We start from the raw sequence: 13,981 nt of genomic DNA, 5'->3' as shown, positions 1-13,981 counted from the left end.
GCATGCAACTGCCCGTGCTCGCTTCGCTCAGAAAGGGTCCTGCCCGTCGCACGCCGGCGCGGCTGGAGTGGCCGGGTACAGCGACGATTGATCTTGCCGCTTGACCTTGCTGTAAGTGACAAGGCCGACCGGAATCAACAGCAGGTAGACGATCGTTACTGCCGCAAGCGTGAACCAGGGCTCGATCAACAGAGCCGCCACCGTCAGGCCCACCAGCGCGAGAACGCCAAGCCTCAGATGTGGCGGCGGACGCATGCGCGACCAGGCAAGCGTCGGAATGCTTGAGATCATCAGGAAAGCCACCAGCACCATCCACCCACTCACAAGAATGGGATGGGCGAATTCCGGCAAGCGCCCGCTCGCCACCCACAAGTAAAGCGGCAGAAACGTAAGGCCGGCACCAAGCGGTGCGGGAACACCCGTCAGGAAACCGGCGGCCTTGTGTGGCTGGTCGAGCATGTCGAGCCGGGCATTGAAACGCGCGAGCCGCAATACGCAGCAGATCGCAAAAGCCAGCGAAGCGATCCAGCCCATGCTGGGAAGCTGATGCAGCGTCCACAAGTAGACGATCAGGGCAGGCGCGACGCCGAAGGAAATCGAATCGGCAAGACTGTCGAGCTCGGCCCCGAAGCGCGTCTGTGCCTTGAGCAATCGTGCGGCACGCCCGTCGATCCCGTCCAGCAGCCCAGCAAGAATCACCGCCTGCACAGCCTTCTCGAAATCTCCGGCAATGGCGAAGCGAATGCCGGTCAGGCCGGAGCAGAGCGCCGCGGCCGTGATCGCATTGGGCACCACCGCGCGCATGGACAGGCCGGGAGCCAGACGTCGACGCGGTGCATCGCCGGGACCTTCGTCCAGATCGCTTCCCGGCTGATCGTCGATCACTGGGCGATGCCCTCGATCAGCGGCGCGCTGCCGAGTTCGGCGAGCACGGTTTCACCCGCGACGATCTTCTGGCCCATCAGGACCTTGGGCTCGACACCTACCGGCAGATAGACATCGACGCGGCTACCGAAACGGATCAGGCCGATGCGCTGACCGGAAGCGATGATGTCGCCCGGTTTCACGAACGGCACGATGCGGCGCGCAACCAGTCCCGCGATCTGCGTGAAGCAGATGCGCAGGCCATCGCCGCGTTCGACGAGGATGTGCTGACGCTCGTTCTCTTCGCTGGCCTTGTCGAGGTCGGCATTCACGAACTTGCCGGGAATATAGATCACGCGCTTGATCGTGCCGCTGATCGGCGAGCGATTGATGTGGACGTCGAACACCGACATGAAGATCGAAATGCGGGTTACCAGGTCGGTCGGCATAGGCGCATCGCCACTGCCGTCGTCCATGGTCAATTCGCGCGGCGGCGAAACCTTGCCGATCAGGGTGACGAGGCCATCGGCGGGCGCGACGATCGCGCGCTCGTCCTGCGGCGTGACGCGGATCGGATCACGGAAGAACGCGAGCACGCAGATCGTCAGGACCGCCAGCGGCCAGCCGAACCACGGCCCCCACAGAATCCAGACAATCGCTGCGACGACGCCTGCGATGGCACCGAACTTGCGACCTTCCTTGTGAATGGCGGGCCATTGCCACGACGCTTCGCCGCGACCTTGATTATCTAGAATGTTTCCGGGCATCGTTCTCGTCTAGCCAGTGTGCACGTGTACCGCAATGCCACCGCGCGTCCGTTGTTCCCTGTCCACGGGAAAGCCAATCGCTGCACACCACGATCTTCCGCAGACCACGGCCAGACGTGAATAGCGCCCGCGAACCGGGGAACATCCATTTTGCTATGTGGAAACCCCATACGGGACCGGCGCTCATTCGCCGGGTTAGCTGGTGGTGGACAGGGCTGGATTCGAACCAGCGTACGCTTGCACGGGCAGATTTACAGTCTGCTGCCTTTAACCACTCGGCCACCTGTCCACACCAGTTGCTGGCGGCTGGAAATCCAAGGAAAACCTGGGAAATCCGGCGTTGGTCGAGGCCCCCGAAGGTGCCCCGTTGCCGAGGAGCCGCGCCTTTGCCGAACCGAGCCTTGCCTGTCAATGCCCTCCCTGCCAGAGGGGACAAGATTTTTGCATTTACGCTTAGATTTTTCGAAAGGACTACAGATGACCAAGCGTGGCGGACACGTCGGCCCCCAGGGCGGAGACGAAGGCGAAGCCCGCCGGGGCAAGGCGCTGCGCGGCCGCGCGGGCCGGATGAAGAACGGCCGCGGCAGCGGTCGTGCCTCCACGGGCATGGTGCGCCTCTGGGGCCGGCACGCCGTCGAGGCGGCACTCAAGAATCCGGATCGCAGCCATCGCAAGCTCTGGGCGACTCGCGAAGGCGTCGAATCGCTCGACGGCGAACTGCCCAGCGACTTCCCGGTTGAATGGGCACAGCCCGCCGACCTCGCCCGCCTCGTGGCCAAGGACGCACCGCACCAGGGCCTCGTGCTGGAATGCGCGCCCCTCGACGACATGTTCCTCGGTGACGTGCTGGACGGTGACGCCGCCCGCCCCGTCGTGGTGCTCGACCAAGTGACAGACCCTCACAACGTCGGCGCCATCATGCGCTCGGCCGCCGCCTTCGACGCCTGCTGCATCGTCACGCAGGATCGCCATGCCCCGCCCGAATCAGGTACGCTCGCAAAGTCGGCGTCGGGCGCGCTCGAGGTACTGCCCTGGATCCGTGTAGTGAACCTTGCCCGCGCTCTCGAGGAAATCGCCGAAGCGGGCTACTGGCGCATCGGCCTCGACGGCTCAGCCGAATCGACGCTTGGAGAGGCCCTCCCAACCGGTCCGGTCGCACTCGTACTTGGCGCCGAGGGGGACGGCATGCGCCACAACATCATGCAGCACTGTGATGCCATCGCCAAACTTCCGATCAGCGAGGCCATGGAGAGTCTCAACGTCAGCAACGCCGCCGCCATCGCGCTTTACGCGGCCGCGACCCGCGAGACGGAGTAAATCTATTTCAGTGCGCACGGCATCGTAGCGCCGTGCGCACTGAAGCGAGGCCGCCGACACTCTGGACTATCGCTTGGTATCGCCAAGGACACCTTGAGTACCGTTGAGTGCCGCTTGAACCGCACCCAACCCACGCCCAAACGACAAACGCCGCGCCGACCCTGACGGGCTGGCGCGGCGCTTATTCTGGTCAGCCTGCGAGGCGTTGCAGGCCCTGGTCCGTCTTAGTTGACGGCATCCTTGAGGCCCTTGCCGGCCTTGAACTTCGGCTGAGCCGAAGCCTTGATTTCCATCGGCTCGCCGGTGCGGGGGTTACGGCCGGTCGAAGCCTTGCGCTTGGCGACCGAGAAGGTGCCGAAGCCGACGAGGCGCACTTCGTCGCCCTTCTTCAGCGCGCCGGTGACCGCGTCGAACACGGACTCGACAGCCTTGGTGGCGTCGCTGCGGGTCAGACCGCTGGAATCGGCGACTGCGCTGATGAGATCGTTCTTGTTCATTATGGGAACCCCCTTACCTTTCAGTGGAGCGGATGGTTGAGAAATTCTATTCGCCTCGAGAGCGACGGAATTGAGCCGTTTTTCCTGCGGGTGGCAAGGCCCAAATAGAGCCAAAATTCGCAGTTAATCGCGTTTTTCCGCCGTTTTCTCAGAGACAAAGCGTTGTGCAATGCAGCATCCACCTGGACGCAGCATCGCGACTCGCTTCCGGGGCCTGCCTCTCGATTCCGCTGACATGATCACGGATGAAACGGAGGCACGAAAAAAGGCGGCCCGAATCCGAACCGCCTTTTTGCGCAGCCCAGCGATGAAGCCGGGCTGTCTTTCGCTTATGCGTTGTCGGTGACGCGACGCTCGGCGATACGGGCGCGCTTGCCGGTACGACCACGCAGGTAGTACAGCTTGGCGCGGCGCACGACGCCGCGGCGCACAACCGTGATCGAGTCGATGTTCGGCGAGTAGAGCGGGAAAACGCGCTCCACGCCTTCACCGAAGCTCATCTTGCGCACGGTGAAGTTCGAACCCATGCCACGGTTCGAGCGCGCGATGCACACGCCCTCGTAAGCCTGGACGCGGGTGCGGGTGCCTTCGACGACCTTCACGCCGACGCGGACGGTGTCGCCCGGACGGAATTCAGGGATATCCTTCGCAGCCTTGGCGATTTCCTCGGCTTCGATCTGCTGAATCAGGTTCATGAACCCAAATCCTCGTTTTTTCGCCGCGCGCCAGAGGCAGGCTGAACCCGAGCGTCCCTGTGACGCTCCCAGAGGTCCGGCCTGCGTGACCGTGTATCGCCTTCTGCCTGTTGTTTCCGCCAGGCGGCGATCTTCGCATGATCCCCCGATCGCAGCACTTCAGGGATCGTGCGCCCTTCCCACTCAGGGGGTCGGGTATAGTGCGGGTATTCGAGAAGACCGTCCTCGAACGATTCCTCGGTCCCGCTGGAAGGCGCGCCCATTACGCCGGGAAGCAGCCGAATGCAAGCATCGAGTACCATCAAGGCGGCGCATTCTCCGCCGGACAGAATGATATCGCCGACCGACACTTCCTCGACCTCGCGGCCTTCGAATATCCGCTCGTCGAAGCCCTCGAACCGACCGCACAGCAGGATGACGCCGGGGCCGCTTGCAAGCTGGCGCACACGCTCCTGCGAGATCGGCTTGCCACGCGGTGTCATGGCAATGACGGGAGCGTCCGGATTGGTGGCGCGGGCATGGTCAATGGCGGCAGCAAGGATATCGACCTTGAGCACCATCCCGGCGCCGCCGCCTGCGGGCGTATCATCGACGGTGCGATGCCTGTCAGTGGCGAAGTCGCGGATGTGGACCGGATCGATCGACCACTTGCCCTCGGACAAAGCCCTGCCCGCAAGCGACACGCCGAGGGGGCCGGGGAACATCTCGGGGTAAAGGGTGAGCACGGTGGCAGAGAAAGTCATCGCTCGCCCTTGGCCCGACACGGCGCGGCGATCAAGGTGCTGGCGAAAGGATAGGCCGCGGCGGCGTCGGTCTCAAACCCGTTCATCGGCCCTGTCCGGTTGACACGAAAGCGTGTGCGAAACACCGGAGATCTTCGGTATTAATAATTGATATGATTATGTTTTCTCCCATATAGCTGTGACCTTTGGAGGAACCGCAAGGTGACAGGTCGGAAAAGCGCGGCAGAGTGGTCATGCGCGACATGTTACCGAGCTCGTTCCGTGTAGGACAGAGCGCGAGTTCCGGCGCAAAGAGAAGCTCACCGCCCACCTTGGATCGATAGGTCTGGTCTGGTTTGGGTGGTGAGCTGCCATTGCCCCCCACGCCGTCATCCTGAACTCGTTTCAGGATCCATCGGGCAGTTAGTGCCGGTGCGTTCTGTCGTAAACCGCCACCTCGGTTCACCGATCATGAACCTGAGCTATCGGCTTGATGGACCCTGAGCCGAAGGCCAGCGCAGCTAAACAAGTTCAGGGTGACGGCGGATTTGGATGGTTACCTGCCGATCCAGAAAAAGAACCGTCATCCCAGCGAAGGCTGGGACCGTCGTGACCATGATGAGCCCTCGCGGCAAGGCATTGCTAATTTCATCCCGGCCTCGCCGAGAAGCCGCGTGATGACGAGAGCGGTCCCAGCTTTCGCTGGGATGACAACCATGTTTGGGTGGCAGCAACGGGGCGCAAGCTGTCGCCGGACTTCGCTGCCGACCACTCCGCCCGGCATCATCTCGTCCAGTTCTCCACCTTCAACCCGGTCACATCCGCGAAGTCGGCTTCGTTGTTCGTTATGACGATCGCGCCGATGCTCAGCGCGTGGGCGGCCAGCAGGCGGTCGAAACGGGCGCGCCTGAACGGCAGCCTTGCGTATTCCCGCGCGGCCGCTTCGTCGAAGGGCACCAGCGGTAGGGCTTCGAGAAACGCCTCGAGGACGCCCGGCGGCGGCGGCTTCTGCAGTTGCACGCCCAATGCGATCTCGGCGAAACTGATGGTCGATATGACCACATCACCCGGTTCGCATCGGCCAGCCGGGCATTGACCGGACTTGCTCGATCCACCATCGCGTAAATCGAGCTATCCGCGTCGATCATGTAGCGCGCCATTCGCCGCGCTCAGCCTGCTCGCGGGCAGCGATCCTATTCGGTCGTTCCTCGAATTCGCGCAGTTCCGGCGGCAGCGGCTTCAGCCAGGGCGCCTTGCCGGCAAAACCGCTGACGTCGATCTTGCGCCGGGGCTGGTCCTTCGCCCGCAAACGCAGGTCGCCATCGACCCATGCGGCGATCCATTCGCGGTCGGGCTCGGCACCCAGGCATGCGGATTGCGACTGGTGGTGTATTCCTTGCCCACGGGCCGCTCCGGCGGCAAGGCGCGCCCGCCTGCGGGCTATTCCTCAGCGAATGCCGCGTTGAGGACGATGCGCTCGTCGTTCCATTCAGGAACCGCACCGGGCGTCATCGGCACCATGAAGCGGCGGCGCTTGCCGTCCTCTGCCATCGGACGCTCGATCTCCAGCACGTCGCCCGCGCCGAAGTTCTCGACCGCGACGCAAGTGCCGAGCGGCTCGCCCTCTTCCGAGACGGCGGGCAGGCCGAGAAAGTCCGCGTGGTAGTACTCGCCATCCTCCAGCGCCGGCATCGCCGAGCGCGGGACGGTGAGCACGGTGCCGCGCAGCTTTTCAGCGGCGTTGCGGTCCTTCACCTCGTCGAAGCGGGCGATCGCGCCGCCCTTGCCGTCGTCCTTCAGCTTGACCACGGTGAGGCTGGAATCGTTGAAGGCGCGGTAGCGCTTGAGCGCCGCCACGCCTTCACCGAACAGCTTGAGGCGAACCTCGCCCATCACGCCATGCGCGCCGGAAACGGCGGCAAGCGTGACGGGGCGATCCTTCTTGCCGTCAACCAAGGCTTAGGCCTCGGTCGATTCCTCGGCGGCTGCCTCGGGAGCAGCTTCCTCGGCCGGAGCAGCGGCTGCAGCGGCAGCGGCTTCTTCGGCTTCGCGCAGCTTGGTGGCGCGGTCTTCAGCGCGCTCCTTGGCCTTCTTGCCGGGCTCGGCCTGCTTCGGGTTGTTGGTGGCAGCGCGCTCCTTGATGCCGGCCTTGTCGAGCAGGCGGGCAACGCGGTCGGTCGGCTGGCCGCCGACGCTCAGCCAGTAGCGCACGCGATCTTCGACCAGACGCACGCGGTTCTCGTCGTCCTTGGCGAGGATCGGGTTGTAGGTGCCGACCTGCTCCAGGTACTTGCCGTCGCGCGGCGCGGTCGCGTTGGCGACGACGATCTTGTAGTACGGGCGCTTCTTGGCACCACCACGCGAGAGACGGATCGAAACGGACATGAGACTTACCTTTCTGTAATTTCTGAGAAAATTTTTAAATTATCGTTTCAGGAATTTGCTGAGATCGGCGCCGCCGCCGCCACCAAGCCCGGGGAAGCCCCCGGCCGAGGGACCGAGACCGGCTCCGCCGAGGCCCGGCATCGCGGCATCGAGGCCGCCCTTGCCGAACATCGCGGCCAGCCCTTTGAGGCCGCCCATCTTCTTGATCTGCTTCATGGCCTTGGACATCTCGAGGTGCATCTTCAGCAGCTTGTTGACGTCCTGAACCTGAGTGCCCGAGCCGTTGGCGACGCGGATCTTGCGCTTGGCGTTGAGCAGCGCGGGGTTGGCGCGCTCCTTGGGCGTCATCGAACCGATGATCGCATCCATGCGCAGCAGCACGCGATCGTCCATGCCGGACTGCTGCATCGCCGCCTTGGCCTTCTTCATGCCCGGCATCATGCCGGCCAGAGCGCCGAGGCCGCCCATGTTCTGCATCTGCTTGAGCTGCATGCGCAGGTCGTTCATGTCGAACTTGCCCTGCTCCATGCGCTTGGCAAGCGCTTCGGCCTCTTCGACCTTGACCGCCTCGGCCGCCTTCTCGACCATGGAGACGATGTCGCCCATGCCGAGGATGCGGTTGGCGACGCGGCTGGGGTGGAAGACCTCCAGCGCGTCCATCTTCTCGCCGGTGCCCGCGAACTTGATCGGCTTGCCGGTGACGGCACGCATCGACAGCGCCGCACCGCCGCGCGCATCGCCATCCATGCGGGTGAGCACGACGCCGGTGAGGTCCACCTGCCCCGCGAACGACTGCGCGACGTTGACCGCGTCCTGGCCGGTCAGCGAGTCGACCACGAGCAGCGTTTCGCGCGGGGTCGAGATGGCGGCGACCGCCTTCATCTCGTCCATCAACTGCTGGTCGACGTGGAGACGGCCCGCGGTGTCGAGCAGCAGCACGTCCACGGCCTGCAGGCGCGCGGCCTGCATGGCGCGCGTCGCGATCTCGGTGGGCTGCTGGCCGGCGATGATCGGGAGCGTGGCGACGCTCACCTGCTCGCCCAGTACCTTGAGCTGTTCCTGCGCCGCCGGACGGTTCACGTCGAGCGAGGCCATCATCACCTTCTTGCCCTGCTTCTCCTTGAGAAGCTTGGCGATCTTGGCGGTGCTGGTGGTCTTGCCCGAGCCCTGAAGGCCGACCATCATGATGACGATCGGCGGCACGGCCTCAAGATCGAGACCGGGGGTCTCTTCGCCGCCCAGCGTCTCGATCAGCGCGTCGTTGACGATCTTGACGACCTGCTGGCCCGGCGTGACCGAGCGCAGGACGTTCTGGCCCACGGCCTTTTCCGTGACGGTATCGATGAAGCGGCGCACCACCGGGAGCGCGACGTCGGCCTCGAGCAACGCGATGCGCACTTCGCGCATGGCATCGAGAACGTCCTGCTCCTTGAGCGCACCACGGCCGCGCAGCTTGTCGAAGACGCCACCAAGGCGATCTGACAGACTGTCGAACATAGGCCGTTCACTCCTTCAAATCCGGCGCGAAACACGCCAAAAACGCCGGTGGGCGAAACCTCGCTGACCGGCGGATGCATGACCTGATAGCAAAAAACGCCAGTGGACGAAACCTCGTCAACCAGCGCGTCGCAATCATGCGAAACTTCGATGTAAGTGAAATGGTGGAGCCTAGCGGGATCGAACCGCTGACCTCCTGCATGCCATGCAGGCGCTCTCCCAGCTGAGCTAAGGCCCCAATCATTTCAGCAAGTTAGTTCTGGGAGAACCAACCCGTTTCCCTTGTTTTCGGCGTTTCGAAGAAGCGCTTCCGCTTGGGAGGCCGCCATCTACGGGCGGTCTGAAAACTTGGCAAGAGGAAAATTTGCGTGATGTCGATTTTTTTCAGGGCCGGGTTTTTGAAGCGCGCTCGCCCCCTCATTGCCAATCCCATCCAGTCATCCCGGCGAGGCGGGAATGACGAAAAGAGTGGGAGCGCAGGCAAGAGCGAAAGCCCGGCAGCGCGTACCCCACCGAACCTGGCCCCATAACCAGTCGGGGCCGGTTCGCTTGAAAGCGAACCGGCCCCGGATCAGATCAACTCAGCTTTCGATGTCGTCGTCGTCGTCGCCGGCGCCGATGCCGAGATCGTCGTCACCGCCGAGATCGACGTCGTTGTCCGGCGAATCGCCGTCATCGTCGATGTCCAGATCGTCCTCGGCCAGGTCGGAGTCTTCCTGCTCGACCTCCTTCTTCTTCTGGATTTCCTCGTAGGGAATCGGTTGCTTGGACTTGAGCACCGGCTCAGGCGTCCATTCGTTGCCGCATTCGATGCAGGTGACCGGGTCATCCTTGCCCAGGTCGTAGAAGCGGGTGCCGCATTTCGGGCAGCCATGCTTGGCGCCCCATTCAGCCTTGGCCATGGAAAGTCCTCGTCTGGCCCGTTCCGGATGGCGCGGGCGAATAAATCCGTGTCTTGATGGGAAAGCCTGCGTACTTAATCAAGTCTGGCGAAATCAAGCGCGCAGGCTGCATCAGGGCGCGCGCCTTGCCATAGCGGACACGCGCTGTCAAAAGCCGCCCCGTTTTTGAATCCTCCCGTCCCGGAAAGACCGACCTGTGAGCCACGACATTGCCAGCATGCGCCCCCGCCGCTTCCTGCCGACCGGGTCGCTGAAAGGGCGAATCCGGGTTCCGGGCGACAAGTCCATCAGCCATCGCTCGATCATGCTGGGCGCACTGGCCGTCGGCGAGACGAAGGTGACCGGCCTGCTGGAAGGCGAGGACGTTCTCGCCACCGCCGCCGCGATGCGCGCGATGGGCGCCACCGTGACGCGCACTGGAGAGGGCGCCTGGACCGTCAACGGCGTGGGGGTGGGCGCCCTGCTCCAGCCGGACGCCCCGCTTGACATGGGCAACTCGGGCACTTCGACGCGCCTCCTGATGGGCCTCGTCGCCAGCCACCCGATCACCGCGACGTTCATCGGCGACGGATCGCTGTCCAAGCGCCCGATGGGCCGTGTGATCGACCCGCTTTCGACGATGGGCGCAAGCTTCGACGCCAGCGAGGGCGGCCGCCTGCCCCTTATCCTCAAGGGCGCCTCGCCCGCCGTGCCGATCCGCTACCGCCTGCCGATGGCTTCGGCGCAGGTAAAGAGCGCGATCCTGCTCGCCGGCCTCAATACCCCGGGCATCACCACCGTGATCGAGCCGGTGTCCACCCGCGACCATTCCGAGCGCATGCTGCGCGGCTTCGGCGCCGACCTGACCGTCGAGACCGACGCCGACGGCGCCCGCGTGATCTCGATCCGGGGCGAAGCCGAACTGAAGCCGCAGACGATCGAGGTTCCGGGCGATCCCTCCTCGGCAGCCTTCTTCATCGTCGCCGCCCTGATCATCCCGGGCAGCGAAGTGCTGATCGAGAACGTCGGCCTCAACCCCACCCGCGCCGGGATCGTCGAAGTGCTGCGCCAGATGGGCGGCTCCATCGAGGCTGTGAACCCCCGCGAAGTCGGCGGCGAGCCGGTCGCCGACCTGCTGGTCAGGCACTCCGCCCTCAAGGGCATCGAGGTCGATCCCGCCATCGTGCCCGCCATGGTGGATGAGTTCCCCGCGCTCTTCGTCGCCGCATCGCTGGCCGAGGGCGTGACCACCACCACCGGCCTCGAGGAACTGCGCGTCAAGGAGTCTGACCGTATCTCCGTCATGGCAACCGCCCTCGCCGCTGCCGGCGCCACGGTGCGTGAAACCGAGGACGGCATGGTCATCACCGGCACCGGCGGCACCCCGCTCGTCGGCACCAATGGCGCCATCGCCACGCACCTCGACCACCGCATCGCCATGTCGATGGCCATCGCGGGCCTCGCCAGCCGGGCGGGCGTGGAAGTGGACGACGTGCGGCCCATCGCCACCAGCTTCCCGGTGTTCGAATCGATGCTCGAGGCTCTGAGTCAGGATGGAGGCGCCGCATGATCATCGCCGTCGACGGACCTACCGCCTCGGGCAAGGGCACGATCGCCAAGGCCCTCGCCGCACACTTCCACCTGCCGCACCTCGATACCGGATTGCTCTACCGCGCGGTGGGCCGCCAGTGCGTGCTCGACGGCGGCAACCCGGACGACCCGGTCGATGCGCTGGCGGCCTGCGCCTTCGCGCCAGAGTTGCTTTCCGATCCCGAACTGCGCTCGGAAGCGACCGGCGGCCTCGCCAGCCGCGTCTCGATCCACCCGGCCGTGCGCCAGGCCCTGTTCGAGCGCCAGCGCAGCTTCGCCACCCAGCCGGGCGGCGCGGTGCTCGACGGGCGCGACATCGGCACCGTCATCGCACCCGAAGCGGCGGCGAAGCTCTTCGTCGTCGCCTCGGTCGAGGCCCGCGCGCAGCGCCGCTTCCTCGAGATGCATGCCCACGGCCGCGACGTCTCGCTCGAGGAGATCGCCGCCGACCTCGCCGCCCGGGACGAGCGCGACCGCAGCCGCAAGGATGCCCCGCTCCGGGCAGCCGACGACGCAATCGTGATCGACACCTCGTCCCTCAAGCGCGAGGAGGCGATCGCCGCCGCCATCGCCGCCGTGGACGCGCTCGTTCAATCGGCCTGAGCGAGCTGCCTCTCGATCGCCCCGCGCAGTTCGAGCCGCCTGCCGAAGTGGAACACCGCCTCGGCCAGCACGAAGAGCGGGCCGATCAGCAGGCCGCGCACATCGTCTAGAAAAGCGGGCTTGCGCCCCTCCCACTTGTGGCCGAGCAGCTGGAACAGCCAGCCCACCACGAACAGGCCCAGTCCCCAGCCCAGCCATGTCGCGGTATTCTGCTCGGCCAGCTTGCCGCCGATCACCTTGCCCACCGCAAGCACCACGGCCATGCCGCAAGCCAGCTTGCGGTCGAGCGTGAAGTAGAAGCAGCACACCGCGACGATGGCGAAATCGACGGCGGCCAGGCTGATACCCGCGATCTCGATCCGGGGCCGCGCCAGCAGCACCTCGACCGCCAGCACGATCATCGGAATGCCGATCATGTGGGTCATCACATTGCGCCGGTCGCGGTGATACGCCGCATATTGCGCCAGATGGCGCACGAGCCGTTCGGACATCTCTTTTTCTCCCGAACGGCATGATAGCGGCATGAAAAAATTCAGCCAGCGATGTTGGCGGCCCTATTGCGCGGCAAACGGAATTTCCCGCCCAGCCTGCGAGCACCGCTCCTGATCGAGCGAAACCATCGCCTTCGGGAAACCTTGTAATATCTCCAGCGGATAGCCATGTATTCGCCACGCTGTTGCAAATTATTTCGTCGCAACCCTGTCCAGCGGTGTCTCTTCACGATCAAAAATACTTTTCGATCGGCTTTCCTGAGACAGGAAACGTTGCCGCCATTGCCTGGATTTTGACAGCCAGTCACACGCGGCTCGAAATGGACAACCGCATGATTGCTTATTTCCTGCTCGTTCACCGCTATCCGGCGCAGTTCAAGCGGCTCTTCGAGGCCATCTATAAAGCGGGAAACCAATACGTCATCCATGTCGACAAAAGCTCTGGCGAGGCCCTTGCGAATGACTTTGCGTCCTTTCTGCAGCCCTATCAGGGGGTAGCGATCCTCGACCCGCAAAATGCGCTGTGGGGTGGCTACAGCCTCGTCGATGCGGAACTGCGCGGAATGGCTCGTCTCCTCGAAATGGACGGTCGCTGGACACATTACATAAACCTGTCCGGCCAGGACTTTCCTCTCAAGAGCCAGAACTACATCCGTCAATTCTTTGCGGCCAATCCGGGCAAGCAGTTCATCCGCGCGCTCGATCAGCGCAAGGAACGGCCTGACACCCTGAATCGCATCAGCCATCGGTTCACCGAAGAGCATGGCAAGCTGACGCCGGGAGCCGCCCGCCCCTACCTCGCGGGCAGTACGCCCTTCATCGGCACCCAGTGGAAGGCCGTGACCCGCAGCTTCTGCGAATATGTCTGCCATGATCGGCGAGCCGACTCGTTCAAGACATTCTATCGCAACAGTTTCATCGCGGACGAAGCCTTCTTCCAGACCGTGATGATGAACGGTGGGGACCACGGCATCGTCATGAACGACGATCTGCGGATGATAGACTGGATCCCGGATGGCGACATCAAGCTGCGCCCGCGCAATTACGACGAACGCGACATCGACCGCTTGCGGGCAAGCCCAGACCTGTTCGCGCGCAAGTTCGACGCGGAGACCGACACCGCGATTCTCTCGCTGCTCGAACGCCATCTGTGCTCGGACGCGGCGAATATCTACCGTCCGGCGGCCGCATTTTCGAGCCTGCCGGACGTCGTCGCCGCCTGACAGCGCGCTCCATCGAACCACCACGGGAAGAACGAACATGGCCAAGTCGCAGAAGAAATCGAACCGCGAAATTCGCAAGCCCAAGGCCGCAAAGCCGAAGACCAATGCGTCCAAACCGACCGAAAAGCCGGGCGTGGTCGCCGGTCTTCAAAACATGAAGCGCTAAGGGAGCAGCAGAAATGCGCATGTCGGCAACTTTCTGCAGAGAGCAAGAAGCGCTGCAGCGCGCGAAAGCCCTCAGCGAGCCCCTCGAAAACCGCCGGGGCATCGCGATGGCTGCAGCCAAAGCGTGGGAGGCGGAGGCCATCTCGGCCGAAAAGCGCGATGCCAAACTGACCCCGCTCGACAAGCTCGATACTGCCATCGCCCGGCAGTTCGCGCTCGAGGCAGGCGGGGACGGTGACGGCCAGCGCATCAGTCACGCACACGGGTGACGCCGCCGCTTGCTC

At 64.2% G+C, this 13,981-nt stretch carries 18 protein-coding genes and 2 tRNA genes; 6 read left to right on the top strand and 14 right to left on the bottom strand.

The annotated features are described in order from the left end of the window. Positions 1–27: 27 nt before the first annotated feature. The 3 genes from pssA to ACODRZ_RS00945 all read right to left on the bottom strand — a co-directional run bounded on the left by pssA (position 28) and on the right by ACODRZ_RS00945 (position 1,920). Positions 28–804, bottom strand: coding sequence for a CDP-diacylglycerol--serine O-phosphatidyltransferase (pssA, locus tag ACODRZ_RS00955; RefSeq protein ID WP_488971170.1), 777 nt, complete (start codon positions 802–804; stop codon positions 28–30). 77 nt (positions 805–881) lie between these two features. Further along, positions 882–1,631 carry a phosphatidylserine decarboxylase gene (locus ACODRZ_RS00950; protein WP_488971053.1) on the bottom strand — a complete coding sequence of 250 codons (750 nt, stop codon included), beginning with the start codon at positions 1,629–1,631 and terminating at the stop codon, positions 882–884. 203 nt (positions 1,632–1,834) lie between these two features. After that, positions 1,835–1,920: transfer RNA gene (locus ACODRZ_RS00945), tRNA-Tyr, on the bottom strand. 188 nt (positions 1,921–2,108) lie between these two features. Between ACODRZ_RS00945 and ACODRZ_RS00940 the strand changes: the two genes are divergently transcribed. After that, positions 2,109–2,948: a TrmH family RNA methyltransferase gene (locus ACODRZ_RS00940; protein WP_488971052.1), complete on the top strand. Its 840-nt coding sequence runs from the start codon at positions 2,109–2,111 to the stop codon at positions 2,946–2,948. Between the two features lie 224 nt (positions 2,949–3,172). On the opposite strand, the gene ACODRZ_RS00935 is transcribed toward ACODRZ_RS00940, so the two are convergent. The 10 genes from ACODRZ_RS00935 to ACODRZ_RS00890 all read right to left on the bottom strand — a co-directional run bounded on the left by ACODRZ_RS00935 (position 3,173) and on the right by ACODRZ_RS00890 (position 9,646). Beyond that, entirely contained in the window at positions 3,173–3,445 is a 273-nt protein-coding gene (locus tag ACODRZ_RS00935; protein ID WP_008829169.1) for an HU family DNA-binding protein, read from the bottom strand. Between the two features lie 329 nt (positions 3,446–3,774). Continuing rightward, positions 3,775–4,140 (bottom strand): 50S ribosomal protein L19, encoded by a 366-nt coding sequence (gene rplS / locus ACODRZ_RS00930; protein WP_488971051.1) that lies wholly within the window; start codon positions 4,138–4,140, stop codon positions 3,775–3,777. Continuing rightward, entirely contained in the window at positions 4,137–4,883 is a 747-nt protein-coding gene (gene trmD / locus ACODRZ_RS00925; protein ID WP_488971050.1) for a tRNA (guanosine(37)-N1)-methyltransferase TrmD, read from the bottom strand. The genes rplS and trmD overlap by 4 nt, the downstream gene beginning before the upstream one ends. A gap of 762 nt (positions 4,884–5,645) precedes the next feature. Then, positions 5,646–5,924, bottom strand: coding sequence for a type II toxin-antitoxin system VapC family toxin (locus ACODRZ_RS00920; RefSeq protein WP_488969140.1), 279 nt, complete (start codon positions 5,922–5,924; stop codon positions 5,646–5,648). Positions 5,925–6,006: 82 nt separating this feature from the next. Then, positions 6,007–6,171 carry a hypothetical protein gene (locus ACODRZ_RS00915; protein ID WP_488969139.1) on the bottom strand — a complete coding sequence of 55 codons (165 nt, stop codon included), beginning with the start codon at positions 6,169–6,171 and terminating at the stop codon, positions 6,007–6,009. Between the two features lie 131 nt (positions 6,172–6,302). Continuing rightward, a complete protein-coding gene (gene rimM, locus ACODRZ_RS00910) occupies positions 6,303–6,818 on the bottom strand; it encodes a ribosome maturation factor RimM (protein WP_488969138.1) in 516 nt (171 codons plus the stop codon). A gap of 3 nt (positions 6,819–6,821) precedes the next feature. Beyond that, positions 6,822–7,247 (bottom strand): 30S ribosomal protein S16, encoded by a 426-nt coding sequence (gene rpsP / locus ACODRZ_RS00905; RefSeq protein WP_488969137.1) that lies wholly within the window; start codon positions 7,245–7,247, stop codon positions 6,822–6,824. 39 nt (positions 7,248–7,286) lie between these two features. Then, positions 7,287–8,744 (bottom strand): signal recognition particle protein, encoded by a 1,458-nt coding sequence (gene ffh, locus ACODRZ_RS00900; protein ID WP_488969136.1) that lies wholly within the window; start codon positions 8,742–8,744, stop codon positions 7,287–7,289. Positions 8,745–8,906: 162 nt separating this feature from the next. Next, positions 8,907–8,982: transfer RNA gene (locus ACODRZ_RS00895), tRNA-Ala, on the bottom strand. A 343-nt stretch (positions 8,983–9,325) separates the two neighbouring features. Continuing rightward, complete coding sequence (locus tag ACODRZ_RS00890; protein ID WP_488969135.1) at positions 9,326–9,646, bottom strand: TIGR02300 family protein; 321 nt, start codon at positions 9,644–9,646, stop codon at positions 9,326–9,328. A 217-nt stretch (positions 9,647–9,863) separates the two neighbouring features. On the opposite strand from ACODRZ_RS00890, the gene aroA reads away from it, so the two are divergent. Both aroA and ACODRZ_RS00880 read left to right on the top strand, forming a co-directional pair. Continuing rightward, entirely contained in the window at positions 9,864–11,195 is a 1,332-nt protein-coding gene (gene aroA / locus ACODRZ_RS00885) for a 3-phosphoshikimate 1-carboxyvinyltransferase (protein ID WP_488969151.1), read from the top strand. After that, positions 11,192–11,818, top strand: coding sequence for a (d)CMP kinase (locus ACODRZ_RS00880; protein ID WP_488969134.1), 627 nt, complete (start codon positions 11,192–11,194; stop codon positions 11,816–11,818). Before aroA ends, ACODRZ_RS00880 begins: the two co-directional genes overlap by 4 nt. Here ACODRZ_RS00880 and ACODRZ_RS00875 read toward each other — a convergent pair. After that, positions 11,806–12,309, bottom strand: coding sequence for an Mpo1 family 2-hydroxy fatty acid dioxygenase (locus ACODRZ_RS00875; protein WP_488969133.1), 504 nt, complete (start codon positions 12,307–12,309; stop codon positions 11,806–11,808). The two genes, ACODRZ_RS00880 and ACODRZ_RS00875, sit on opposite strands and share 13 nt — an antisense overlap. Positions 12,310–12,527: 218 nt before the next feature. Here ACODRZ_RS00875 and ACODRZ_RS00870 point away from each other — a divergent pair, with 218 nt between their 5' ends. Genes ACODRZ_RS00870 through ACODRZ_RS00860 form a run of 3 tightly spaced genes read left to right on the top strand, consistent with a single transcriptional unit; the run spans position 12,528 to position 13,966 of the window. Continuing rightward, positions 12,528–13,532: a beta-1,6-N-acetylglucosaminyltransferase gene (locus ACODRZ_RS00870; protein ID WP_488969132.1), complete on the top strand. Its 1,005-nt coding sequence runs from the start codon at positions 12,528–12,530 to the stop codon at positions 13,530–13,532. A gap of 37 nt (positions 13,533–13,569) precedes the next feature. Continuing rightward, complete coding sequence (locus ACODRZ_RS00865) at positions 13,570–13,698, top strand: hypothetical protein (RefSeq protein WP_488969131.1); 129 nt, start codon at positions 13,570–13,572, stop codon at positions 13,696–13,698. 19 nt (positions 13,699–13,717) lie between these two features. Then, positions 13,718–13,966, top strand: coding sequence for a hypothetical protein (locus tag ACODRZ_RS00860; RefSeq protein ID WP_488969130.1), 249 nt, complete (start codon positions 13,718–13,720; stop codon positions 13,964–13,966). The last annotated feature ends 15 nt before the right edge of the window (positions 13,967–13,981 follow it).

It is taken from the genome of Novosphingobium sp. FG90 (assembly GCF_057808725.1).
The sequence above is the reverse complement of the archived record's forward strand: the minus strand, read 5'-3'. Positions and strand labels throughout refer to the sequence as shown.